Origin of the sequence: Pseudomonas sp. BS3767 (assembly GCF_900099665.1) — a bacterium.
In the GTDB taxonomy this organism is placed as follows: Bacteria; Pseudomonadota; Gammaproteobacteria; order Pseudomonadales; family Pseudomonadaceae; genus Aquipseudomonas; species Aquipseudomonas cerasi.
Genome location: NZ_FNCX01000004.1, coordinates 115,671 through 139,536 on the forward strand (window position 1 = coordinate 115,671; position 23,866 = coordinate 139,536).

Here is a 23,866-nt window from a genome sequence, read left to right on the forward strand (position 1 = left end):
CAGAAAAAAGCAGTGCCTTCGGGCTGATTCCTTGTAGGAAATGCAGGCGATCGGCTGTTCTTTTACGAACATTGCGCAAATGTTTAAAGGTGTTTCAAGTATTTGGGATGGGTCCTACAGGCGTACCGGAAGTCGTGTGCTGACTGATATGTCGGCAGGTTCTTACCATCGTCATCACTGCGCCCTGGAGGTGCACCACGACGATGAGCCCCTACAACAATGAGAATGACCGCGTTCATGATTGCCGCATCACTGGCCCCTCACGTAGGCGCTGCAGAGCCATTTCTGGTGCCGATATACACGCCGACACCGGTTTTTCCGCCTGAGCTGGTCAAGACCCGCTACGCAGGCAAGGTCCGCGCCCAGCTGTGGATCAAATCCGACGGGCAGGTTCGTGAAGCTAGGGCGATCGAGAGCGGGCATCCGCAGCTCGCCGCAGCAGTGGAGCAGGCACTCCGCCAATGGCGCTATAAACCCTGGGTCGGAACAGTCGGCGCACCGCCCATGACCACGATCACCGTGCCCGTCATTTTTGATTCCCACGGCTATCGGCGCTTCAATACCGAAGTGACCGTGGGCCTGGGCAACATCCGCTGCGGCTACCTGAACGACGAAGTGAAATCCGCCCGCCAGTACTATCCCAAGGAACCGCTGAGCAAGGTCGACGTGTTCTGGCACACCGGGCAGGCACTGTTCGGCAGCCATGTTGCCCATCAGCGCAGCGAGCCCCAGCGGAAGGCGTTGCTTGAATTGCTCGGAGCGTCGATACCTGCGGTAGTGAGCAACTGCAGAAGCAATCCGGATCATCTGTATGGGGATTACCTGCCTGGGCCGGTCAAGGTATTGATGGTCGGGTTGGCCGAGCAAGCGGAGGGCAGCGAATGAGCCGCGTGCTGGGTTGCATGATGATTACAGGGTTGCTTTGGGCGGGGGGAGCACAGGCGTTGCCGTCGTATCCGGTGCCGTTGCATATGCCTGAGCCGGGCTATCCGACATCAATGCTTCGTTCCTCCGTAAAACGCAGTGTCAGCATCAGGGTTTTCATTCAGGCCGATGGAGGCGTGCGCTTCCTGGAAGTGCTGGGGGCGCCCGATCCGAGGCTCATCAGCCTGACCCGAAGTGCTGTCGAACAGTGGGTCTTCGAACCTTGGCAGCCGCCGGCCTCTCACCCCGAGGGCGAAGCAGTTACGGTCACGTTCAATTTCACAGGGCGGCCACATGTCAACCCGCCGCTGACAGCCAATGTCGAGCTGAAGCAGGTGTTGTGCTGGCAGCTGAATACGGAAATGTTCGAGGGACGCAAATGGCGCAAGGACGTCAAGCCGGATGCGCTGATGCGCACAGAACTGTACCTGTCGAGCAGTCCGGTCGTAGAGCAGTTTCTCACTCTGGACGAGCGCCAGGCCCTGGTTCTTGAGCTGCTGGAAGCGACGCCGGGTATTGTCGCTCAATGCCAAAAAAATCCGATGCGCAGGTATGTTGATTATTTGCCGGAGAATGTGAGGAAGGCGTTGTAAGGGAGGGCGCATTAGCGAAATGCGGGGACCAAAGCATTATTGCCTTGGTCCCCGCACTGTTGGTGAGCGGTTAGTGAGTCGCGCTCATATTTTGAATCGCTTCAAGCTGACTCATGTCGAACGCCCCGTGAGCGCTGATCGTATTCGAGAAGTCGGTGATCGCGATTTCGATAGTGCCCCTCAGCACCTTGATCGCATTATCGATTTCTCGCGACGCCTCAGGCCCGAACGTCATCTCTATCGCTCGGTTGGATTCGGCCTCTTTAGCGCGAGCTTCCTCGGCGTTGCGTAGGGCCAATGCGTGCTCGGCTTCTTCGACCTGACGCTGTGCAAGCTGGAACGCTGCCTCTATAGCTCGCTGCTGCGCAGCATGTTCTTCCGCGAGTCGGCGAGCCGCCTCTTCCGCCTCGGCTCGCGCGCGCGCTTCTTCTTCGGCTTGGCGTTGTGCGGCTTCTTGGGCCATGCGCTCTGCGTGTTGGCGACCAAGTTCCAATAGCCGAGTAAGTAAGTCTTCGATGCTGCGTTTGAAATTCTCTAGGAACAGGATACTTTCCATGAAGAATCTGGCTTCGGCAATTAAATCCATACGGCCGTCACCAGGAAGAGTTCGTAGGTGTGCGCTCATTTCCATATCTTCTTTGGTTGAGCGCTGGTCACCCCAAAGTGTATGGGCATACTCGATATTGATCGGCTGCAGGGGCGCTCGTTTACTATTTATCAGATGGTTGACGGCCTGTATGTGTTTGTCGGTTATTTCGATATAATTCATCCCGCTCCAGTCGCCGACGTAAGCCGCAATCTCGGCTTGCAGAAAACCAGGTAATTGCCGTAGGTGATGATGTAGTTCTTCCATGGATGATTTCCTTTTTATAGTGTTTGAACTATTAGTTTGTGGAGTACTTAACTTTTGAATCCAGGCTTGCCATTTTTAGCTCGCCATTCTTTAATTTCTTTCATAACCCCTGCGGCGCTATCCTCTCTGCCTTCGAGCGGGTAATACAGGAGGTCCGATTTTTCCGGATGCTCTGTCACTTCTGTAATGTGGTCGACAAGGCTGTTCACGTACTCTTCGGCATCTTCTCTCGTTTCGCTTACGCCAGTGAAAAGCTCACTTAGAATTTCCATGAACTCAGCTTCGGTGTAATCGCTCAGTTTGGATTTCAGTTTCATTGGTTACTCCTGTGAGTCTGGATGTGGTCTTTAGGGGTCATAATTATAAGGTTGTCCAGATCATAAACTGATCCCCCTTCACTGACCCGGTGTTTGTGATGGATTTCATATTTCACGCGCTTGCCGACTCGATCTGCTAGCGGGGCACGAGGTGCACGTTTGTTTGATAGCTCCTGAAGGTTTAACTCTCCAAGATGTCCGCTCAACTCCGGGTCTTTTGATACCTCTAACCAGATCGCTTCCCTTAACTTGGCAAAGCTTGCGAATGGTCGCCCACTCAGCTTTTCCGCAACACTGGAAGGAATCGGCGCTGGTTGGCTTGCCGTCGGCCCTCTCAGCCAGGTAGCTGTCACCGCCTCGCCAAACCCACTCGCAACCCCCGGAATCGACCTCGGGTCCTTGAACAGCAGGTAGCTATTCGGCAGCCCTGAATCAATCGGCGATATGAGAATGTAATCATCAGGATCATCTCGATCAATCGCCGGGTAAGCTTCAAGCTCGGGTACAAAAGGTGTTACCACGTTGCCTGGATTTACCGGCAAAGCGGGTGGTCCTGCGGGTGAGCTTGTCGAGCTGTCCGCCGGTCGTGCTATTGGCGTCCATATCAGTGCCGGTGTCGATTCCCCGTCACGGATAAACTCGTAGGAATTGTTCTGTGCGTTATAGGTGAAAGTTCTTACGCGAACCTTGGTACCAACTTTCACACCGTCCGTAGCTACCCAGCGTGTAGCGCCGCTTGTGCCAGCTTCATCGGATGTCAGTCGATGAGGGACATCCAGCGTGCCCTTGACGCTGGCAAGGTAGTGCAGATCGATATGCGGCGGCAGGTTGAGCTGCGACAGAGGTGTGGCGATAACGGCGGGCGGCAGTTCTGCGTCGCCCAACGGTTGTGGATACATCGCCAGCAACGTAACCAGATTGCTGCCCAATGTTCTGGTCGCAATCCTGATGAGTTGATCCTTCGCGATGTTGGTCGCAACGGTTCTGATGCCTGGTGCTGCGGTGGTGGTTGACGCGGGGGCAATAACTGACCACAACTTGTCGATGCCAGCGGCCTGTCGTGCTTCCTGACTCGCCGGTTTATTGGCCAGCGACAGTTCAGCATGGCGCATGGAAAGCGCTGCTGATTGTTCATTGAGCAGCGTGACCGACTCGGCAAGAAGCTTTGCTTCGTAGGTTTGAGATAAAGCGTTTACCCACGCTTCATGGGCCTGCTGCACACGTGGCGGATCACCCTGGCTGTAGTACACCAGATAGTTCAGGTGGTCTTTTTGTGTAGCATGGTCAAGTTCTTGACCGGTGAGACTCAGAGCCTGAGCGCGACGCTCGTCCAGTAACGGTTGTTTGATTGCAAGTAAATAGTTAACCCTGGTTTTTTTCTGAAGTATAAGCTCAAGAGCCTGCTCGTCGCGTGGGGGATCAGCATTTAGATCATGACCTGACGCTATTTCTTTTTGAAGATCATTCGGCAGCGATGCAGAAGCCAGTAAGTAGTTTTGTGCCAATCCAGATTGTAACGAGGGATAGGACGCTGTCAGCGTTTCAAGAGCCTGTCGATGTGCCTGATCTTTTTCGGCCTGTGCGCGCACCTGCGCTTCAACGCGCTCTCGCTCGGCGGCTTCCGCCATTGCCCGAGCATGCGCCTCGGCTTCTACTCGTGCGAGATGAGCCGCGTGTTCTGCTGCTTGCCGCTGTGCCAACGCATGCGCCTCTGCCTCTTGTTGCCTTAATAGACGTCTCAGCTGTTTATTAGTGATACCTCTTCGGCGACCGCGGCCTGGGCCTAGGCCGGTAGTGCTGGGTCCATTGCCGCTACCAACGACTCCAATGTTCCAACCGGAATTGCTGCCGTTGCTTTCCGCACCGATATGAAAGTTTTTTGATAAATCCGAATCCGGGCGCATTGGAATACCACGGTCTACCAGGATGTTTTTTTCCGGAGGGTCATCGTTACTGTTATTTTCGCTCATACAATTTCCTTTTTTTTGTATGACGATAGGCTAACAAAGGCTTTTTTCTGAAAAGCCATAATTATGTATGGGTGATGTGCCAACTTCCTGATTTATAGTGTTTAGTAAGCTCGCAAATTTACTGCCTGCACTAAAGTCACTGTGATTATTTGAAGATGCTGCCTTAGTGGTTTATATATTTTCGCGTTTACCTTCTAATAAAGAAGGCTATGCGAGCAGTGTGAGGATTTCTTCTCGGTGCGTACAAAGCTTCAGTCACGGACAGCGTGAGTGCCGCGTACTTGTGGGAGTGAGCTTGCTCACGAAGACGTCGGTACAGCCGACGGATATCTCTCGTCTCGCACGCGTCAGCGGGAATGCCTTTCGTAAGGCTCCGCGTCACCATTCGCTCCATGATGCACATTCAAGATTGGACGCGGAGTCTCCAGAGAAGCGTGAGCGAGCATGGCAACGAAAATGTTTGTTGCCCTGTGAATACGCCTTCGCGAGCAAGCGAAGCTTCGCTTGGATCGCATCCCCATGTCAGGGAATCTCGCGTGTATTTGCGTGAGTTTCAGGCTTTGCCAACCAACACCACCACCTTCCCCACAGCCCTGCGCCCCCCCAACAAATCAATCGCCTCCCCAGCCCTTTCCAGCGGATAAACCGTCGACACCAGCGGCTTCAATTTCCCTTCTTCAAACCACGCAAACAGCTGCTTGAAGTTCGCCGCATTGTCCTGCGGTTGTCGCTGCGCAAACGAGCCCCAGAACACGCCGACCACCGAGGCGCCCTTGAGCAGGGTCAGGTTGACGGGCAGTTCCGGAATGCGGCCGCTGGCGAAGCCGACGACCAGCAGGCGACCGTTCCAGGCGATGGCGCGGATGGCCTGGTCGAAAAGGTCGCCGCCGACCGGGTCGTAGATCACGTCGGCGCCGTTGCCGTTGGTGAGACGTTTTACTTCGTCCTTGAGGCTGGTTTCGCTGTAATTGATCAGTTCGTCTGCGCCTGCGTTTTTGGCGACTTCAAGTTTTTCCGCGCTACTGGCGGCGGCGATGACGCGGGCGCCGAGGGCTTTGCCAATTTCCACGGCGGCCAGGCCGACGCCGCCGGATGCGCCGAGCACCAGCAGGGTTTCTCCCGCTTGCAGGTTGGCGCGTTGTTTGAGCGCGTGCATGGAGGTGCCGTAGGTCATGCTGAATGCGGCCGCCGTGGTGAAGTCCATGCCCTGCGGAATCGGCAGTACGTTGTAGTGGGGAACGGCGACCTGTTCGGCAAAGCTGCCCCAGCCGGTGAGCGCCATGACACGGTCTCCGGGTTTCAGGTGGCTGACGTTTTCCCCGACGGCGGCTATCACGCCTGCGGCCTCACCACCCGGTGAGAACGGGAAGGGGGGCTTGAACTGGTATTTGCCCTCGATAATCAAGGTGTCGGGAAAGTTGACCCCGGCGGCGCGCACTTCAAGCAGAATTTCGTTCTTTTTGATCGCGGGGCCGGGGACGTCTTCGAGCACCAGTGTGCTGGCAGGACCGAAGGCTTTGCATAACAGGGCTTTCATCGGGCTATTCCTTTTCCGGTAATGGCCGATAAAGTCAGTTAAGCGGGTTCCCGGGTCAACAAGCATGGCCCTGCCTGATAAGCACACATAAGCTGTAAGCTACGTGGCAAACCGTATTAAGGAGTGAACTGTGAAAGCGTGGATTCTGATGTTGCTGGCCTTGTCATTGCCTGTCATGGCGCAAGAGGAAGCCAAGGAAGAAGGTGGTGCGCCCAAGGCGGCTTATGTCTCGCTGACGCCTCCGTTCGTGGGTAACTACGCGCTCGATGGCGGCCCCAAGCTGCGTGTCTACAAGGCTGACATTTCCTTGCGTGTGACCGGTGCCGACGCCGAGGCCGCCGTGAAGCGCAATGATGCACTGATCCGCAATCAACTGGTTTCGCTGTTCACTCAGCAGACCGTTGATTCCATGAGCAGCGCCGAAGCGAAGGAAAACATTCGTCAGGAGGCACTCAAGCAGGTTCAGCGCGTTATGAACGATGAAGAAGGCAAGCCGATTGTCGAAGACCTGCTGTTCAATAACTTCATCGTTCAATAACGTCCGTCAGCGCAGTGCCAGTATCGCCGCCCATTGCTCGGCGGTGACCGGCATCACCGAGAGCCGGCTGCCTTTCTGTACCAGAGGCAGTTGCTCCAGCTGGCTTTGTTGCTTGAGATAGCCCAGCCCCAGCACGCGCTTGAAGTTCTCCACGAACTCGACGTCGATGGCACTCCACGGATTCTTTTCCTCTGTGGCCTTGGCGTCGTGATAGTGGCTCTCGGGGTCCAGTGCGGTGGGGTCCGGATAGGCTGACCTGGCGATTTTGGCGATGCCGGCGATTCCCGGCTCCGGGCAACTGGAGTGGTAGAAAAAGAACGCGTCGCCCTCGGTCATGGCTCTCAGAAAATTACGCGCCTGATAGTTGCGCACCCCGTCCCAGCGAGCGTTGCCCAGTCGTTGCAGGTCGCTGATCGAGAATTCATCAGGCTCGGACTTCATCAGCCAATAGGCCATTGTGCTCACTCCACAGACAAAAAGTTCACGGTATTTCGAATGGCTTGATGACAAACCGACAATCGGTTCGCGCCACTATTTGCGTACTGGTTCACGTTACCGCAAAATGCCGCCCTTTAAAGTTCCACGCTGCTGCACGGCCTATACAAAAACCGATGCTGACATCGTATTGATTTGCCTAAGGAGGGCAGTCAATGAAACGCAAGCCTGATTTACTCTGGATTCTGGTTATTTTGTTTGGCTTGGGTGTCGTGACAACCGGTTATGCACAGAGCTTGTGGTCCACCAAGGATGACGCTCCAGTCGAGATCACTCAGCAGCAGCAAAAAGTCCCCGGCAGGCATTGAGCCCTGCTTGTACTCTGATCGTTGATTGCCCTGTTGGCTGAACGATCAGAGTGTCTGCGTCACATACCAGCCTTTATCCGATACCGTGCCTTGCAGCGGTACATCCCAACTGGCCTGCGCCAGTCGATCCACTTTCTGACACTCGTGAGCCAGTCCCAGTAACACCGGTTTGCGCCAGGTCTTTCTGCGCGCCAGGTACGCCAGGCTGCGGTCGTAGAAACCTCCGCCCATGCCGAGGCGACCGCCTTCGTCATCGAAACCTACCAGCGGCATCAGAATCAGGTCGAGCGCCCATATAGTGCGCTGTTTTGCCCGGTCAATGCGCGGCTCGGGGATGCGGAAACGGTTGGGGATGAATGTCTCGCCGGGACGCACGCGCTGAAAAACCATGCGGGTGCGCGGCCATGCGTTGAGCACCGGCAGATAGGTTGCCTTGCCGCGGCGCTGGGCTTCGCGCAGCAACAGCCGCGGGTCGATCTCACCATCCATCGGCAGGTACAGCGAAACATGTCGGGCACGTCGAAACAGTGGGTGCTGCGCCAGTTGACGGTAAATATCCCGTGCGGCTTCGCGTTGCTGGCTGCGGCTCAAGGCTTTGCGTGCCTTGCGTAGCTGGCGGCGCAATTGCGGACGTGTAAGTGACTGGGCGCTGATCATGAGCAGGAGGTCATGCAGGCTGATCCGGAAAGGAGGTTGAAGCTTGAGCGGGGTCGTCGTTGCCAGACAACGGGGCTGGCAACTGACCGAATATGGACTCCCCGACGAACCGCTGTCGGTTTAGCCCTTGAACCCGAAAGTTCAAGGTGGAGATTGCAGGAGGTTTTAAGGCTTTCCGTCGAGCGGACATGCACACCAACCCCAACGTGCAACCCCCGTGGTTGTGCGTATCGGCTCAGGGACATGACCGACTGGCAAGCACTCCAGGGAGCAGCGCGAGTATACAGAAATGCCCCGCAATAATCAGCCCCGAGTTGAATCCGGTGTGCCGGGCGTGTCTGTCGCCAGCACCAGATCGACCTTGTCGAGCAGATCGCGGACCTGTTCGCGGGTTGAACCGCTGGTCTGTACGTCAGGCAGATGTTCCTTGTGCAGCAGATCGTGAGTGATGTTGAGAGCGGCCATCACGGCGATGCGATCGGCGCCGATGACTTTACCGCTGCTGCGGATTTCACGCATCTTGCCATCCAGGTAGCGGGCGGCGCTGACCAGGTTGGTGCGCTCTTCCTGAGGGCAGATGATCGAATATTCCTTGTCCAGGATCTGAACGGTAACGCTGTTGCCATTGCTCATGAGTCTTGCTCCAGGGCTTTAAGGCGCGAAATCATTGACTCGACCTTCTGCCGGGCGATTTCGTTTTTTTCAATCAGTTGGGCACGTTCCTCGCGCCAGGTCTTTTCCTGAGCTAATAAGAGTGCGTTTTGGCCTTTAAGTTGCTCGGCATACTTCAGGAGCAGCTCCACACGTTTCATCAGCGCTTGCAGGTCGGTGTCTTCCATTGTTTTCCACTGAATACTTTCTGATGAATGGCAGGGGGAGCGATGCTTGTGCTCAAGCTCGAACCACCGTCCGGGTGATCTTGTCGCGCGGATAGTCTAGGATACAAGGCCTTCATTCTAGACATTGCGCCGTTTGGCGACTAGCTACCCATGCCCATTCAGAATTCTCCGTACAAAGCGTTCGCCACTCTGCTCAACAGTGGCGGTCACCAGGTATCTCCTGCCGAGCTGCATGGCCTGTTGCTGGGGCGCAGTTGCGCAGCTGCCGGTTTCGACAACGAAGGCTGGTTCGCCGACGCGTCGCAACTGCTGGAAACCGAGCCGCAAGACAATATCCGTCAGGCGCTCATCGGTCTGCAAGAGATGGTCAAGGGCGAGCTCACCGGCGACGACATGACCGTTGTGCTGTTGCTGCCGGGCGACGACGAACCACTGACCGAGCGCGCTGCTGCGCTGGGCCAATGGTGTCAGGGATTTTTGACAGGCTTCGGTCTGAACATCGGTGACAAGCCGCTGGGTACAGAGGCCAAGGCCGTTCTTGAGGATCTGGCGGCGATTGCGCAGGTTCAGGACGCGCTGGAAGAGTCCGAAGACGGCGAAACCGACTACATGGAAGTCATGGAGTACATGCGCGTAGCGCCGCTGCTGCTGTTCACTGAATTCAACGAGCCGTCCGCGCCGCAACCCAAGCCTTCACTGCACTGATAGCCGATCACTGCGACACCGGCCTGCGCGTGCCATAGCGCGAGCCGGTGGACTCCATCAGGACGCTGCTGCCCATGATTCAGATCCCTAAGTCCGAATACGCCCGCCGCCGCAAGGCTCTGATGGCTCAGATGGAGCCGGACAGCATTGCCATCCTGCCGGCCGCTGCGGTTGCCATTCGCAATCGTGACGTCGAGCACGTCTACCGGCAGGACAGTGACTTTCAGTACCTGAGCGGCTTTCCCGAGCCGGAAGCGGTGGTGGTGCTGATCCCCGGTCGTGAATACGGCGAGTACGTCTTGTTCTGCCGCGAGCGCAATCCCGAGCGCGAGTTGTGGGAAGGTCTGCGCGCAGGCCAGGAAGGCGCGATCCGTGAGTACGGTGCAGACGATGCGTTTCCCATCAATGACATCGATGAAATCCTGCCCGGCCTGATCGAAGGCCGGGATCGGGTGTATTCGGCGATGGGCAGCAATCCCGAATTCGACCGGCACCTGATGGACTGGATCAACGTGATTCGCTCCAAAGCGCACCTCGGTGCCGAGCCGCCCAAGGAGTTCGTGGCGCTGGACCATCTGCTGCACGACATGCGCCTGTACAAGTCCGCTGCGGAAATCAAAGTCATGCGTTGCGCGGCAGATATTTCGGCGCGGGCTCACGTGCGTGCGATGCAGGCCTGCCGCGCCGGGCTGCACGAGTTCAGCCTGGAAGCCGAACTGGACTACGAGTTTCGCAAGGGCGGTTCGAAGATGCCTGCCTACGGCTCGATCGTTGCCTCGGGGCGCAACGGTTGCATCCTGCATTATCAGCAGAACGACGCGGTGCTCAGGGACGGTGATCTGGTGTTGATCGACGCCGGCTGCGAAATCGACTGCTATGCCAGCGACATCACCCGTACCTTTCCGGTGAGCGGCAGGTTTTCCCCCGAGCAGAAAGCCATTTACGAGGTGGTGCTCAAGGCCCAGCATGCGGCCTTCGAGGCCATCGGCCCCGACAAGCACTGGAACCAGGCACACGAGGCGACGGTCAAGGTCATTACCGCCGGGCTGGTCGAACTGGGCCTGCTGCGCGGCGACGTTGGCGAGCTGATCGAAAGCGAAGCCTACAAAATGTTTTACATGCACCGTGCCGGGCACTGGCTGGGCATGGATGTGCACGACGTAGGCGAATACAAGGTCGGCGGCGAGTGGCGCGTACTGGAGGTCGGCATGACGCTGACCGTTGAACCCGGGATTTACATATCCCCCGACAACCTGGAAGTCGCGAAGAAATGGCGAGGTATTGGTGTGCGAATCGAGGATGACGTGGTTGTGACCAGGCAGGGGTGTGAAATTCTGTCCGGCGGCGTGCCCAAGACCGTCGCCGAGATCGAGGCGCTGATGGCGGCTGCACAGGAACAGGTCGCATGAGCCGCTTCAATATCGCCATCGTCGGCGGCGGGCTGGTCGGTGCAAGCCTTGCGTTGTCGCTGCAGGCTGGTGCCAAGGCGCGCGGCTGGAAAATCGTGCTCATCGAACCCTTCGCGCCGGGTGAGGCCTGGCAGCCCAGTTACGATGCGCGTTCTTCGGCACTGTCGTTCGGCTCGCGACGCATCTATGAACGGCTTGGCCTCTGGCAGCAGATTTCCCGACGCGCCGAGCCGATCCTGCAAATCCAGGTGTCGGACCGTGGTCGCTTCGGCGCCACTCGCCTGTCTGCGATTGAAGAGGGCGTTCCGGCGCTCGGCTACGTAGTCGAAAACGCCTGGCTCGGTCAGGCTCTGTGGGCCGGGCTGGATCGTGATGTGGTCAGTTGGCGTGTGCCGGCCGAGGTCAAACACATGCAGCCATTGGCCGACGGTTATCGCCTGAGCCTGAGTGACGACAGCGAGCTGGACTGTGACCTGGCGGTGCTGGCCGACGGCGGCCGCTCCAGTCTGCGCGAGCAGCTGGGTATCGGGGTGCGGCAACGGCCCTACGATCAGCATGCGCTGATTGCCAATATCACGCCGAGCGAAGCTCACTGCGGGCAGGCGTTCGAACGTTTCACCGAGGACGGGCCGATGGCGCTGCTGCCATTGCCGGAAAACCGCTGTGCGCTGGTCTGGACGCGTCCGGGCAACGATACCCAGCGCCTGGCCGAGCTGGACGACCGCAGTTTTCTGGAAGAGCTGCAGGGCGTGTTTGGCTATCGCCTGGGCACGCTGCGTCAGGTCGGTGCACGGCATGTCTACCCCCTGGCGCTGATCGAGGCCGAAGAGCAGGTGCGTTCGCATCTGGTGATTCTGGGTAATGCGGCGCACAGCCTGCATCCGGTCGCCGGGCAGGGGTTCAATCTGTCCTTGCGTGACGCCGATGCACTGGCCGGGACGCTGCTGGACAGCGCCGCGCCGCCCGGTGAGTTGTCGACTCTGCAGCTCTACCGTGAGCGTCAGCGTCAGGATCAGCAATTGACCGTGGGCTTCTCCGACAAGGTGACACGCCTGTTCGGCAGCTCCCGGTCGGCGGTTGCCACCGGGCGTAACGTCGGGTTGCTCGGCCTCGACCTGCTGCCCGCCGCCAAGCGCTGGTTTGCCCGCCAGGCCATGGGGTTGGGGACTCGATCCGATGTGTGAATCACACACTTTAAACACAGGGCTTCGGCCGCAAGCGAGAACGGTTTGACCATGGAAACGCGCGCAGATGTGCTGATTGTCGGAGCCGGAATGGTCGGCAGTGCCCTTGCCTTGGCATTGCAGGGCAGCGGCCTTGATGTGCTGGTGGTCGACGGTGGACCGCTGAGCGTCGAGCCATTTGATCAACAGTCGGGCTTCGAGCCGCGGGTCAGCGCCCTGTCGGCGGCCAGCCAGCGAATCCTTCAGCGTCTGGGTGTGTGGGAAGGCATCGTAGCCCGGCGCATCAGCCCGTATGCGCATATGCACGTCTGGGACGGCAGCGGCACCGGGCATATTCACTTCTCGGCCTCCAGCGTGCATGCCGACGTGCTGGGCCATATCATCGAAAATCGTGTGGTGCAGGACGCGCTGCTCGACCGCCTGCATGCCAGCGACATCGGTCTGCTGGCCAATGCGCGGCTTGAACAGATGCGTCACTCCGGCGATGACTGGCTGCTGACCCTGGCCGATGGTCGTCAGCTGCGCGCACCGCTGGTGGTGGCCGCCGACGGTGCGAATTCCGCTGTGCGCCGCCTGACCGAAACGCCGACGCGTGAATGGGATTACCTGCATCACGCCATCGTCACCAGTGTGCGTACCGCCGATCCCCACAGAAAAACCGCCTGGCAGCGTTTCACCGATGACGGGCCGCTGGCCTTTCTGCCGCTGGAACGCGAGGACGAGCACTGGTGCTCCATCGTCTGGTCAGTCACACCTGCCGAAGCCGAGCGCCTGATGGTGCTGGAGGATGACCTGTTCTGCCGCGAACTGGAGCAGGCATTCGAAGGGCGACTGGGCCAGGTGCTGTCTGCCGATAGCCGCCTGTGCGTGCCGCTGCGTCAGCGTCACGCCAAGCGTTACGTTGCCAGCGGATTGGCGTTGATTGGCGATGCGGCACACACCATTCACCCGCTGGCCGGGCAGGGCGTGAACCTCGGTTTCCTCGACGCCGCAGTGCTGGCGGAAGTACTGACCCATTCTGCAAAGCGTGGCGAGCGCTGGTCTGACCTGCGTGTGCTGGGCCGTTACGAGCGCCGCCGCATGCCGCACAACCTCGCGCTGATGGCCGCGATGGAAGGCTTCGAACGCCTGTTCCAGGCCGACCCGCTGCCCTTGCGCTGGTTGCGCAATACCGGCCTGAAAATGGTCAACCGCATGCCCGAAGCCAAATCGCTGTTCGTGCGCGAGGCGCTGGGGTTGTCGGGGGACCTGCCCGAGCTGGCGCGGATCGAAGCACACTAGAAGCCAATACATACCTGCTCGGAGCATGGGTACGATGGTGTTCTTCCGGGCACGTTACGCTCGCGATCCCCCAGACACCTATCGTTCCTCACGCTCCAGCGTGTGAATGCCTGTCGTGACGCTCTGCATCATGGATCTGCGCTGCGCCGCTTGATCAAGAGTGGACGCGCAGCATGGGCACGATGGTGTGTCCCTGACAATGCTCAACGCACCACGCCGCTGCGGTACTGTTCTGGCGTCAGTCCGGTCCAGCGTTTGAAGGCGCGGCTCAGGCAGTCGGTGTCGGAAAAGCCCAGCAGGTAGGCGATTTCGCTCAGCGAGCTTTGCTGATCGTTCATGTGCAGCAGCGCCAGGTTCTGGCGGCATTGATTGAGCAGCAGGTCATAGCAGCAGCCCTCGTCGGCCAGATGGCGCTGCAGGCTGCGCGTGCTCAGGTGCAGGGCTTCGGCGATGCTTTGGGCGGTGGGCTCGCCGTCCGGCAGCAGGGTTTCGATGGCCGAGCGTACGCGCTGTTCCCAGATCAGTGACGGTAACGGATCTCCTTGGGATTCCTGGCCGTTCAGCTGTACCGGCCCGTCATCCAGATGGCTGTCGAATTGATCACCGCCAAACTCCAGCAGGTTCTCCTGCGCCGCAAACGTGACCGGTGAACGAAACAGGTCGTGCCAGGGCTGCGGATCCTCGGGTGCCGGACGTTGCAGGTGCACGGCGAGCGGCGCATAGCCCCGGCCTAGCCGATTGCGGCAGGTGCGTACGTAAATGGCGGCAAATGCATCCAGCAGCTCATGAACCGGTGACTGACAGGATGGCGGCGTACCGAAGCGGAATTCATAACGCTCGCCGACTGTTCTGAAATCCAGCTCCAGAGAGTCCTCGGCCATCGAGCGGTAACGTACGATGCGCTCGAAAACCTCGCGCAACGAGCCGCTGGCGACAAGCGTGTAGCCCAGCGCATGAAACGCCGTCGGGCTGACAAAGCGTGAAACACGCAAACCCAGGGCTGGGTCAAGGCTGGCTTGCACTGCGCGTTGCCAGAGCGCGGCGGTGACATCCGGCGAGAATTGCGCATCGGGTTCACTCAGCCTGTTCAGGTCAATACCCGCGCTTCGGCACAACGCATCGCTGTCCATACCCAAGGCAATGAGCTGCTTGCGCAGAGCGGGGGTCCAGCTGGCGAGACTGCTTGGCTCAGGCATGCGGACGCCTCTTCCTGGCATAAAGTGACTTCGGCAGCAGGCCGGTGCCGACAAGGCACCACCGGGCAACTCCATTGCCTGACGCCGTCACCAAGAATGAGAGCATTTGTGACAGTTGTGCAAGTGCCAGGACGCGTTTCTTGCCGTCACACAGAAAATAGTTCGCGCTCTAATCGCTGAGCAGTGCCCCATAGGCCCAAACGAGCTATCAGCAGTCGCCAATTGCGCAGTCGTCGTATAACGCGAAAACGCTCCTTCCCTTCTCAACACGTCGCCAGCCCATGCTGATGAAGGTCAGAGCGTTTCTGTCATTTGACACTGGAATGGCAAATGACTATAAGTTCTCCATGTTGTACGACAACATAAGACTCGAATAAAATTACAACCACAAAAATAATTCAAAGAGTAACAACCTCATGATCAGTCTGAATTCTCAGGCCATAAAGGCATGCTCCTCGTGCGAAAAATCCGTTTTTACGCATGATCGTCGGCAGAAAGCGCCTAAAAGTCTTCTGAAGAAACCGTAACCTGAAGTTACATAAAACCAGCCGCCTCACGGCCTTGGCCGCGGGACGCTCATCGCCAATCTAAAAATAAACAGGGTGAAGAGATGAAGATAAAAGGCATTCGGTGGTGGATGGTGGGGCTGGTCACGGCCGGCCTGGTCGTCAACTACCTGGCACGCAATACGCTGTCTGTCGCAGCACCGACGCTCATGAGCGAGCTGAGCATCTCCACCGAGCAGTACGCGCACATCGTGGTCGCCTGGCAATTGTGCTATGCCATCATGCAGCCCGTTGCGGGCTACATCATCGACGCGATCGGCACCAAGATGGGCTTTGCGATTTTCGCCATCGCCTGGTCTGCCGCCTGCGCTGCCGCCGCATTCGCAACCGGCTGGCAGAGTCTGGCGATCTTCCGCGGCATGCTCGGCCTGACCGAAGCCGCGGGGCTGCCGGCAGGCGTCAAGGCGACCACCGAATGGTTTCCAGCCAAAGAGCGCTCGGTCGCCATCGGCTGGTTCAACATTGGCTCGTCGTTCGGCGCATTGCTTGCACCCCCGCTGGTGGTCTGGGCCATTCTGCAGAGTGGCTGGGAGCTGGCGTTCCTGATTGTTGGCGGTCTGGGCATTGTGTGGAGCGGCCTGTGGCTGCTGTTGTACAAGCATCCGCGCGATCAGAAGCGTCTGGGCGATGCCGAACGCGACTACATCCTCAGCGGCCAGGAAGCGCGTCTGAAGGATGCACCTGCCCGGAAAGGCAGTTGGAAGCGACTGTTCAAAAACCGTAATTTCTACGCGATTGCTTCGGCGCGAATCCTCTCTGAGCCTGCCTGGCAGACCTTCAATGCGTGGATCCCGCTGTACCTGATGACCGAACGCCACATGAACATCAAGGAAGTCGCGATGTTCGCCTGGCTGCCGTTTCTGGCGGCTGACATTGGCTGCGTACTGGGCGGCTACCTCAGCCCGCTGTTCCACAAGTACTGCAAGGTGTCGCTGTTCACCTCGCGCAAGATGGTCATGCTGTTCGGCTGCTCCTGCATGATCGGGCCGGCGTGCATCGGGCTGGTCGAAAGCCCCTACACCGCCATTGCCTTGCTGTGCATCGGCGGTTTTGCCCACCAGACCCTGTCGGGCGCGCTGTATTCGATCACCTCGGATTCATTCGGCAAGAACGAGGTGGCCACAGCGACCGGGATGGGCGGAATGTTCGGCTTTTTCGGGGCGGCGGCGTTCACCATGGTGTTCGGCGTGCTGGTCACCAAAATCGGCTACAGCCCGCTGTTCGTGGTGCTGGCAATCTTCGACATCGTCGCTGCGATCGTGGTGTGGAACGTTGCCCGTGAAGTCCCGCAGTACGACGAGCCGGTACCGCTGCCTGCGGGCGAGCAGGGCCCGCGTACTGTGCCTGCAACCTGAGGCCGTCGTAATCCTGTAACGAAGTACGGATAGTCTTTGCCCTGAAAGTGATTTTTATTAGAGGCCGTTCCTCGAAGGCAGGGAGTGGCCTCTTTTTTTGTCTATTGGCTGATATTCGTTTTGGGAATTAACAAATAGCTTCTTATTCCTTAGCGAATATAACTTCCATCCCTATACTCGTCTCATGAACGCATACATGCAGGAGGCGAATCCATGCATAACGAGTCGATCCGGTATCTGATCGTGCCAGGCTGGCAGGGGTCTCCTGATGATCATTGGCAGACCCACTGGCAGAACAGCCTGCCCAACAGCACACGCGTGGAACAGGCCGACTGGCTCAAGCCTCGTCGTGAAGACTGGGTCGGCGAGTTGCAGCGCACGATTGCCGCGCACGACACCCCCGTGATCCTGATCGCTCATAGCCTGGGTTGCGTCACCGTCGCGCATTGGGCTCAACTCGCGCCGCTGGAAACCTTGCGTCAGGTGCAGGGCGCGCTACTGGTGGCACCGGCGGACGTCGAGCGTCCGAATTGCCCGCCTGCGTTGCGTAATTTCGCGCCGATCCCTGCTGATCTGTTGCCGTTTCCGACGCAGATTGTCAGCTCTGACAACGACCCTGCGGTCAGCTCCCAGCGCGCCATGGAAATGGCCCGTCACTGGGGCGCAGAAGTCGGGTTTCTGAGTCAGGCCGGGCATATCAACGTCAAGTCCGGTCATCAGCGCTGGGAGCAGGGGTTCGCCTACCTGTACCGCCTGCAAAACCGTCTGGAGCAACACGCGCGTCGTCGCGCATGACCGGGCAGCCTGTTTATCGGACTCACCGGGTCCCGTCTTTTTAAACGCTTGAGCCATCGCAAGGGCTCAGGCGGGAGTGTGTCATGAGCCTTCACGAAAACTTCGGCCAGCCGCTGCTGACCTTTCCCGATGCGGAAAAAAGCCCACTGAGCATTCGCGCCAAGGCGCTGGTGTTCATTGACCCACGCTCGCGCCGATTGCGTGAAGAAATGGAGCAACTGGCTCCCCGTTCTCTACCGGTACTGATCCGTGGCGAGTCCGGGACCGGCAAGGAGTTGCTGGCCCGGCATATTCATCGCGGCAGTGATCGCTCGGGCTTGTTCGTTTCAGTGAACTGCGGTGCGATCAGCCCGACCTATGCCGACGCCGAATTGTTCGGCTACGCCGCCGGAGCCCACAGTGGGACGGTCAGCAGCCGCGCAGGCTGGTTTGGCTCGGCCAACGGAGGCACTTTGTATCTGGATGAAATCGGCGACCTGCCGTTGCCGATTCAGGTCAAGCTGCTCGCGGCGCTTGAGAATCACGAAGTCACGCGAGTGGGTGCGCAGCAGCCGAGCCCGGTCGATGTGCGTCTGGTCGCAGCCACCAGTATCGATCTGGCGCAGGCCGTGGCTGCCGGCAAATTCCACGAGCGGCTTTATCACTACCTGAGCGAGGGGCGTCTTGAACTGCCGGCGTTGCGCGAGCAGCCGGGCAACATCCTGCCGCTGGCCGAATATTTTGTCGGGATCTACAGCCAGCGTCTGAATCTGCCGGTGCAATTGATCAGCGAGGATGCGCAGCGCACGCTGGAGGCTCACAGCTGGCCCGGTAATACCCGTGAACTGGAGAACGTCATTCACTTTGCCTTGCTGGTCAGCAGCGGTGATGAAATTCGGGCTGAAGATATCAATCTGCCGGACATCGCCGATCCGTTCACGCTGATCGAGCGCCAGACGCAGCTATTGCTCGATGGTGGTGATCGCAGGCAGCTGTCCGCGCTCAGGCAACTGCTTGAAACAGTCACCTCAGAGCTGGCGCGGCGTCCTGCTTGAGCGCGCCCCAGCACGGTCCTGATGAGGTAGAGTAGATGCTGATGCAAAAAAGCATAAGCACTCGATTAAAAAGTATTTTATCGGAATATAAAACACCGGTAATGTCAGCGTGATGTCGCAGGGTTCGGATAGCTGTGACAAACCATTGAATAATAAGGTGTCATTTCTGGATGACGCTCTCGGATTTTCGTTAAGGACATTGCATGAAAAAGACGTTTTTGCTGACCGCTCTGGCGGCTGTGTTCTCCATTGGCCTGGCTCACGCAGGTGAAAAGCTGGTCGTCGGCGCGACGCCAGTACCGCACGCGGAAATCCTTGAGCTGATCAAGCCGACCCTGGCCAAAGAAGGCGTGGACCTGGAAATCAAGGTCTTCACTGACTACGTGCAGCCAAACGTTCAATTGAGCGAAAAGCGCCTGGATGCCAACTATTTTCAAACCAAGCCTTATCTGGATGGCTTCAATAAGGGCAAAGGCACCAATCTGGTGACTGGCGTGGGCGTACACGTCGAACCGTTCGGCGGCTACTCCAGCAAGTACAAGACGCTGGCTGATTTGCCTGAAGGCGCAACCATCGCCATTCCAAACGAAGGCAGCAACGCAGGCCGCGCACTGCTGCTGTTGCAAAAAGGTGGCCTCATCACCCTGAAGGATCCGACCAACGCCCTGTCCACGCCGAAAGACATCGCAACCAACCCGAAGAAATTCAAATTTCGCGAACTCGAATCGGCTGTACTGCCACGTGCGTTGAAGCAGGTTGACCTTGCCTTGATCAACACCAACTACGCGCTGGAAGCCAAGCTCAATCCGAAGAAAGACGCGCTGATCATCGAAGGTGCCGATTCGCCGTACGTGAACTTCCTCGTCACCCGCGAAGACAACGCTCACACCGACGCCATCGAAAAGCTGTCGAAAGCGTTGACCAGCCAGGAAGTCAAAGACTTCATCAACAAGAAGTACGACGGCGCGGTACTGCCTGCGTTCTGACCCTCTGAGTGTCGTGCGTAATCTAACTATCGTGCGACGCTCCGCGTCGCATGCCGTTCTGGACGCTTTGCGTCCTCTTTTGAGCATGTGGCGCGGCACAGATCTGTGACGCAGAGCGTCACGCAAGGCATTCCTGCGCTGGAGCGTGAGGAACGATAACATCACTATCGTGCGACGCTCCGCGTCGCATGCCGTTCTGGACGCTTTGCGTCCTCTTTTGAGCATATGGCGCGGCGCAGACCTGTGACGCGGAGCGTCACGCAAGGCATTCCTGCGCTGGAGCGTGAGGAACGATCATCTCACTGTCGTGCGACGCTCTGCGTCGCCCCACAATTCCCCGCCATAAACTCCCCCGAAAACGCTTTCTCGACAAAGCGCGTCGAGTCCGGCAGAGACCCATTCACCGCTCCCGAGTGATCCAGCTGCGGGTAGTAATGCCACTCGATGCGGTCGCCGACCTTGCACGCGTCTTTCACCAGCGCGATCTGGCTGCGAACAGGTGAAATGACATCCTTGCCTCCCGTACCGATAAAAACCGGAATGTCCGACTTTAACGTCGGGTAGTCCGATTGGCGATTGACCTGATCAAGTGCCTTATCGGGTGAGCGTTTGAAGCTGTTGTTGAATGTCAGTCCATCCGCGACCACCTTGCGCTCGATGGCTTGCAGGCATTCACGCTGACTGGTTTCGAACGCGAGCTTTGCGCGGTCGCTCAGGTAATCGGCAGGATGCAGCGACGGGTCGATCAGCGCGGCAGTACTCAGTCGCAACAGGTTATAGGCCAGCGATGGCTTGACCTGATCGCGGAAGGTGTCCGGTCCGGCATGTTTCTCATGCGATTGAGCCATCGGATACGGCGTCCCGGTCGCAACCACTCCGACAATGTTCAATTCGGGCGCATAAGTCTTCTGGTAGACGGCCGTTGCGAAAGCGGCACGGCCACCTTGCGACTGCCCGAACACAACCACCCGCGAAGACAGATTGAAGTCCGCCTTCTGAACCGCACGAACGCTGTCGAGCACACCATACGCCAGCGGACTGCTCAGCCCGAACGGGTGCAGCCCCGGCGTGCCCAAACCCTGGTAATCAGTAGCCACAATCGCATAGCCACGCCCGAGCCATTCATTCAGATAGCGCGTGTCGCGATCACTGCGCCCGGCAAAGGAAGGCGCACAGATGTCCGCGCTACCAACCGTGCCATGCGCCCACGCCATCAGCGGCCATCCGCCCTTTGGCGGCTCACCCTTGGGCATGAACAAGGCTCCTGACACTGCGACTGGCTGGTTGTTGAGCCCGTCTGTCGAGGTGTACAGGATGCGGACATTCTGTCCGGCACTCTCAAGGCTCTGCGTGGCCGTCAGCGGCTCCGAGCGCAGCAGTTGGCCCGGTGTCGACGGCACTTTATCCGGCCATGTGTAAAATGCGGGAACACCGCCTTCGCCCGGGTCTGACTGGGCAACGGCGACAGTTTTCATGGAAGTGCCTGGCACTGCGCTGCAAGCTGCGAGCAGGACCATCAACAGAGTGGCCAGAACGGCCGAATACCTTGGCGATGAGTTCATCGGTATTTCTCCACAAGCTGACAGGAGAGAGCGCATCAGCATCGATGTATCAAGCCGATTATGACCTGAGCGATGATAACTGACGCACGCGCTGCCAGTACTGAACGGAGTTCTTCATGCGCAAGGATTACCTCGCTTTCTTCATCTCGCTTTTCCTGTCCAGGCTGGCGGATCAGATCCTGTTGTTTATTGTGCCGCTGGTGGTGTTCCAGACCACCAACAGCGCTTCATGGGCGGGGCTGGCGTTTTTCGTCGAATCGTTACCGAGGTTTCTCGCGTTTCCGTTGTGCGGCGCGTTGTGCGACAAGTATTCGCCTATCAGAATTCTGCACATCAGCCAGGTCTACCGGGCATTGCTCTGCGTGCTGGCGATGGTGTTCTACGCACTCTTTGGTGGCATTGGATGGCTCGTGGTTCTCTCGGCATTGTGCGGGGTGCTGACCACGCAAGGCATCATGGCGCGCGAAGTGCTCATGCCGCATATCTTTCAGCACTACAGCTACACCAAAACGTTGTCCTATTCCCAGATCGCCGACCAGTCAGGGCTGGTTCTCGGGCCCTTGGTCGCGGCACTGATACTTGAGGTGTGGGCCTGGTACTGGGTCGTACTGTTGACCGCCGGACTATTCATGCTGGCAGACCTCTGCATGTTGGCTTGGCAACGTCTTGGCCGTTTTAAGCTGGAAGTGTTCGAGCAGCATCAAGACATCTGGCTGCAGCCCTTGCGGATTGCGTTCGGGCATATCCGTGGCCTGGCAGAGTTGAAAAAGATCATCACGCTGGCAGTAGGGGTCAACCTGATTGTCGGCGTCACGCTGGCGACCTCGGCAGCCATGGTCATCGGCGAGTACAGCGCAGGCAAGGATAACTATGCAGTGCTGCAGGCGGCGGGGGCAGTGACCACTATCGTGATCCTGTTCTTCCTGGCCCGTGTGGTGCTGCCTTTGCGGGTGCTGGGCGGTGTCGGGTATTCAATGATCGCGATCGGGGCATTTATCAGCGCCCTGAGCCCGAACCTGATTGGCTATGCGCTGGGGTTTCTGTTGATCGTCGGCTTCGACAAGATGTTCAACGTCTACATGCGCACCCTCCGGCAGCGGGTGATACCGCCTCAGGACTTCGGCAAGACGGTGGGCGTGATCACGTTGCTCAACAACCTGTCGCAGCCTCTGGCGGGTTTGCTGGTGGCACTGCTCGCAGCGCCTTTGGGCATTCGCCAGGTCATCCTGAGTTTGGCCATGCTGACGAGCGTTATCGGGACGGGTGCCCTGTGGTGGTTTGCAAAGGCACGCAGCCCATTCCCGACCTCGATTGCTGAGGCTGATCGGGAGGTCGGGAAATGAAAATGGAGCTGAGTCCGTTTCGCTGAATCTGGATAGAGTCAGGGCTTTTGAGGAAAGGCATTGTGCTTGTCCACGATGCAATGCTAAGAGCGCGGTGAAGAATTGATTTCATTGCTGTATTCAAAGATCGGGAAATCCCCAATCCTGAAGTGGGGAGAGTTGAGACAGAAAAGTTAGATGCTCGATGGTTTTTACTTTTTGTAGATTTTTAAGTTCCATCGGACCGCCGAGTGCCAGGGCTGGGACGAAGCCGTACATTTCGTCACTTTTGAGTGGCCCGAGTTTTTCGAGAGCCGGTTTGAATAGATCATCTAAGTCGCTTTCATTAGGTTTTTTTGACGAGAAAAAAACTTTTATTCCGAAATCGAGTTTTTCGCCTGTAAATTTAGAGGTACGAGGAGTGTATCTGGCTACATAGCTGTTAATAGTCAAGCAGCTACCTTTCCTTTCACCCCATACGTAAAGCTTTCCGAAAGCGCTGCGTGCGATAACATGGTAATTATCCAATCCATGGATATCTGTGTCAGTAAGCCAGTGTTCAAGTATTTCTTCATAATCTTGAGGGTTCACGGTCCAGAAAATCCCATCTGCATATCCGCACCAGCCATGATCTATCCAATACGTCAGTAGTTGGTCAGGCAGTTTGTTTTTATATCTGATGATGCTTGACTTCAGAACTTCATCTCGCTCAATCGCAGGGCCAAATTTTTCTAGAAAGAAAGCAAAGTCTTCGTCCATCATGCAGTCCGAACTGACAGCGTCATGAAGAAGGGTAATCTCTGGTTTCCGGATTTAGACATCTGGAAACCCCCAGTCCTGAAGTGGCGAGAGCTGAGACAGGAATGTTAAGTGCTCGATAGTTTTCACTTTTTTCAAGTTTTTCAGTTCCATCGGTCCTCCCAGGGCAAGAGCAGGAACGAAGCCGTACATTTCATCCGCTTTAAGTAAGCCGAGAGTTTCAAGAGCGGGGAGGAATAGTTCTTCAAAACCATTGGTCTTCGGGCTTTTTGTAGAGAAAAATGCTCTTATTCCCAAATCGAGTGCGTCGCCTTTAAACTTGGATTCCCGTTCTACATAACGTGCCATAGAGCTGGTTATAGTTAAGCTAAATCCGTTTTTCTCACCCCATACGTAAAGTTTTCCAAACGCACTTCGAGCTATAACGTGGTAATTGTCTTGGCTGCAGAATTTGGTGTCTGAAAGCCATTGGTCAAGTATTTCTTCATAATCTTGAGGGTTTACCGTCCAGAAAAGTCCCTCCGCATACCCGCTCCAGCCGTGATCAGCCCAGTAATCAAGTAGCTGATCAGGGAGTCTGTGTTTATACTTGGCAATGCTTGATGCGGGTACTTCACGGCGTTCCATCGCCGGGCCGAACTTTTTGAGAAAAAAAGCATAGTGCTCGTCCATAATTTTCCC

25 protein-coding genes and 1 other RNA gene are annotated in these 23,866 nt (G+C 57.5%); 13 read left to right on the top strand and 13 right to left on the bottom strand.

All coding sequences use genetic code 11. The features are described from left to right. Nucleotides 1-219 precede the first annotated feature (219 nt). Nucleotides 220-885, top strand: a complete 666-nt coding sequence (locus tag BLR16_RS13530) for an energy transducer TonB (RefSeq protein WP_368086292.1) — start codon at nt 220-222, stop codon at nt 883-885. Further along, nucleotides 882-1,517, top strand: coding sequence for a hypothetical protein (locus BLR16_RS13535; RefSeq protein ID WP_003432260.1), 636 nt, complete (start codon nt 882-884; stop codon nt 1,515-1,517). Before BLR16_RS13530 ends, BLR16_RS13535 begins: the two co-directional genes overlap by 4 nt. 70 nt (nt 1,518-1,587) lie before the next feature. Here BLR16_RS13535 and BLR16_RS13540 read toward each other — a convergent pair whose 3' ends face one another. The 4 genes from BLR16_RS13540 to BLR16_RS13555 form a co-directional block, all read right to left on the bottom strand. Continuing rightward, the gene (locus BLR16_RS13540) at nt 1,588-2,370 is read right to left on the bottom strand and encodes a hypothetical protein (RefSeq protein WP_060708539.1); all 783 of its coding nucleotides are present in this window, start codon (nt 2,368-2,370) and stop codon (nt 1,588-1,590) included. A gap of 47 nt (nt 2,371-2,417) precedes the next feature. Then, nucleotides 2,418-2,687 carry a bacteriocin immunity protein gene (locus BLR16_RS13545; protein WP_010413539.1) on the bottom strand — a complete coding sequence of 90 codons (270 nt, stop codon included), beginning with the start codon at nt 2,685-2,687 and terminating at the stop codon, nt 2,418-2,420. After that, nucleotides 2,684-4,315 (bottom strand): S-type pyocin domain-containing protein, encoded by a 1,632-nt coding sequence (locus BLR16_RS13550; protein WP_161437950.1) that lies wholly within the window; start codon nt 4,313-4,315, stop codon nt 2,684-2,686. Before BLR16_RS13550 ends, BLR16_RS13545 begins: the two co-directional genes overlap by 4 nt. Nucleotides 4,316-5,210: 895 nt before the next feature. After that, nucleotides 5,211-6,194, bottom strand: coding sequence for an NADPH:quinone oxidoreductase family protein (locus tag BLR16_RS13555; protein ID WP_074806610.1), 984 nt, complete (start codon nt 6,192-6,194; stop codon nt 5,211-5,213). 130 nt (nt 6,195-6,324) lie between these two features. Between BLR16_RS13555 and BLR16_RS13560 the strand changes: the two genes are divergently transcribed. Then, the gene (locus tag BLR16_RS13560) at nt 6,325-6,732 is read left to right on the top strand and encodes a flagellar basal body-associated protein FliL (RefSeq protein ID WP_003365857.1); all 408 of its coding nucleotides are present in this window, start codon (nt 6,325-6,327) and stop codon (nt 6,730-6,732) included. A 6-nt stretch (nt 6,733-6,738) separates the two neighbouring features. Here the strand turns inward: BLR16_RS13560 and BLR16_RS13565 are convergent, their stop codons facing one another. After that, on the bottom strand, nt 6,739-7,188 hold the full coding sequence (locus BLR16_RS13565) for an EVE domain-containing protein (RefSeq protein ID WP_003365859.1): 450 nt from the start codon (nt 7,186-7,188) through the stop codon (nt 6,739-6,741). 194 nt (nt 7,189-7,382) lie between these two features. Here BLR16_RS13565 and BLR16_RS13570 point away from each other — a divergent pair, with 194 nt between their 5' ends. After that, a complete protein-coding gene (locus BLR16_RS13570) occupies nt 7,383-7,535 on the top strand; it encodes a hypothetical protein (protein WP_003317333.1) in 153 nt (50 codons plus the stop codon). A 45-nt stretch (nt 7,536-7,580) separates the two neighbouring features. On the opposite strand, the gene BLR16_RS13575 is transcribed toward BLR16_RS13570, so the two are convergent. From BLR16_RS13575 to BLR16_RS13590, 4 genes are all read right to left on the bottom strand, one after another. Continuing rightward, nucleotides 7,581-8,192 carry a 5-formyltetrahydrofolate cyclo-ligase gene (locus BLR16_RS13575; RefSeq protein ID WP_003365861.1) on the bottom strand — a complete coding sequence of 204 codons (612 nt, stop codon included), beginning with the start codon at nt 8,190-8,192 and terminating at the stop codon, nt 7,581-7,583. A gap of 94 nt (nt 8,193-8,286) precedes the next feature. Further along, a non-coding RNA gene (gene ssrS / locus BLR16_RS13580) (6S RNA) lies at nt 8,287-8,465 on the bottom strand. Between the two features lie 30 nt (nt 8,466-8,495). Continuing rightward, nucleotides 8,496-8,825: a cell division protein ZapA gene (locus tag BLR16_RS13585; protein ID WP_003317331.1), complete on the bottom strand. Its 330-nt coding sequence runs from the start codon at nt 8,823-8,825 to the stop codon at nt 8,496-8,498. Then, entirely contained in the window at nt 8,822-9,031 is a 210-nt protein-coding gene (locus BLR16_RS13590) for a TIGR02449 family protein (RefSeq protein ID WP_002551573.1), read from the bottom strand. The genes BLR16_RS13585 and BLR16_RS13590 overlap by 4 nt, the downstream gene beginning before the upstream one ends. Before the next feature lie 150 nt (nt 9,032-9,181). Here BLR16_RS13590 and BLR16_RS13595 point away from each other — a divergent pair, with 150 nt between their 5' ends. From BLR16_RS13595 to BLR16_RS13610, 4 genes are all read left to right on the top strand, one after another. Continuing rightward, nucleotides 9,182-9,736 (top strand): YecA/YgfB family protein, encoded by a 555-nt coding sequence (locus tag BLR16_RS13595; RefSeq protein WP_003432285.1) that lies wholly within the window; start codon nt 9,182-9,184, stop codon nt 9,734-9,736. 74 nt (nt 9,737-9,810) lie between these two features. Continuing rightward, nucleotides 9,811-11,145, top strand: coding sequence for a Xaa-Pro aminopeptidase (gene pepP, locus BLR16_RS13600; RefSeq protein ID WP_054081235.1), 1,335 nt, complete (start codon nt 9,811-9,813; stop codon nt 11,143-11,145). Then, nucleotides 11,142-12,329, top strand: a complete 1,188-nt coding sequence (ubiH, locus tag BLR16_RS13605; RefSeq protein WP_003365867.1) for a 2-octaprenyl-6-methoxyphenyl hydroxylase — start codon at nt 11,142-11,144, stop codon at nt 12,327-12,329. The genes pepP and ubiH overlap by 4 nt, the downstream gene beginning before the upstream one ends. A 51-nt stretch (nt 12,330-12,380) precedes the next feature. Then, nucleotides 12,381-13,610, top strand: a complete 1,230-nt coding sequence (locus BLR16_RS13610; protein ID WP_092194312.1) for a 2-octaprenyl-3-methyl-6-methoxy-1,4-benzoquinol hydroxylase — start codon at nt 12,381-12,383, stop codon at nt 13,608-13,610. Nucleotides 13,611-13,813: 203 nt separating this feature from the next. On the opposite strand, the gene BLR16_RS13615 is transcribed toward BLR16_RS13610, so the two are convergent. Further along, on the bottom strand, nt 13,814-14,806 hold the full coding sequence (locus tag BLR16_RS13615; protein ID WP_003365871.1) for an AraC family transcriptional regulator: 993 nt from the start codon (nt 14,804-14,806) through the stop codon (nt 13,814-13,816). 637 nt (nt 14,807-15,443) lie between these two features. On the opposite strand from BLR16_RS13615, the gene BLR16_RS13620 reads away from it, so the two are divergent. The 4 genes from BLR16_RS13620 (at nt 15,444) to BLR16_RS13635 (ending at nt 19,542) form a co-directional block, all read left to right on the top strand. Further along, a complete protein-coding gene (locus BLR16_RS13620) occupies nt 15,444-16,727 on the top strand; it encodes an MFS transporter (RefSeq protein ID WP_003365873.1) in 1,284 nt (427 codons plus the stop codon). Between the two features lie 213 nt (nt 16,728-16,940). Beyond that, entirely contained in the window at nt 16,941-17,522 is a 582-nt protein-coding gene (locus tag BLR16_RS13625; protein ID WP_003365875.1) for an alpha/beta hydrolase, read from the top strand. 83 nt (nt 17,523-17,605) lie between these two features. Next, on the top strand, nt 17,606-18,556 hold the full coding sequence (locus BLR16_RS13630) for a sigma 54-interacting transcriptional regulator (protein WP_072365132.1): 951 nt from the start codon (nt 17,606-17,608) through the stop codon (nt 18,554-18,556). 203 nt (nt 18,557-18,759) lie between these two features. Next, nucleotides 18,760-19,542 (top strand): MetQ/NlpA family ABC transporter substrate-binding protein, encoded by a 783-nt coding sequence (locus BLR16_RS13635; protein WP_058416521.1) that lies wholly within the window; start codon nt 18,760-18,762, stop codon nt 19,540-19,542. A gap of 299 nt (nt 19,543-19,841) precedes the next feature. On the opposite strand, the gene BLR16_RS13645 is transcribed toward BLR16_RS13635, so the two are convergent. After that, nucleotides 19,842-21,104 (bottom strand): lipase family protein, encoded by a 1,263-nt coding sequence (locus BLR16_RS13645; RefSeq protein WP_074806614.1) that lies wholly within the window; start codon nt 21,102-21,104, stop codon nt 19,842-19,844. A 116-nt stretch (nt 21,105-21,220) separates the two neighbouring features. Here BLR16_RS13645 and BLR16_RS13650 point away from each other — a divergent pair, with 116 nt between their 5' ends. Continuing rightward, the gene (locus tag BLR16_RS13650; RefSeq protein WP_074806617.1) at nt 21,221-22,447 is read left to right on the top strand and encodes an MFS transporter; all 1,227 of its coding nucleotides are present in this window, start codon (nt 21,221-21,223) and stop codon (nt 22,445-22,447) included. 120 nt (nt 22,448-22,567) lie between these two features. Here BLR16_RS13650 and BLR16_RS13655 read toward each other — a convergent pair whose 3' ends face one another. Both BLR16_RS13655 and BLR16_RS13660 read right to left on the bottom strand, forming a co-directional pair. After that, entirely contained in the window at nt 22,568-23,185 is a 618-nt protein-coding gene (locus tag BLR16_RS13655) for a GAD-like domain-containing protein (RefSeq protein ID WP_024661533.1), read from the bottom strand. Between the two features lie 54 nt (nt 23,186-23,239). Then, nucleotides 23,240-23,857: a GAD-like domain-containing protein gene (locus tag BLR16_RS13660; protein WP_057425626.1), complete on the bottom strand. Its 618-nt coding sequence runs from the start codon at nt 23,855-23,857 to the stop codon at nt 23,240-23,242. Nucleotides 23,858-23,866: the final 9 nt, after the last annotated feature.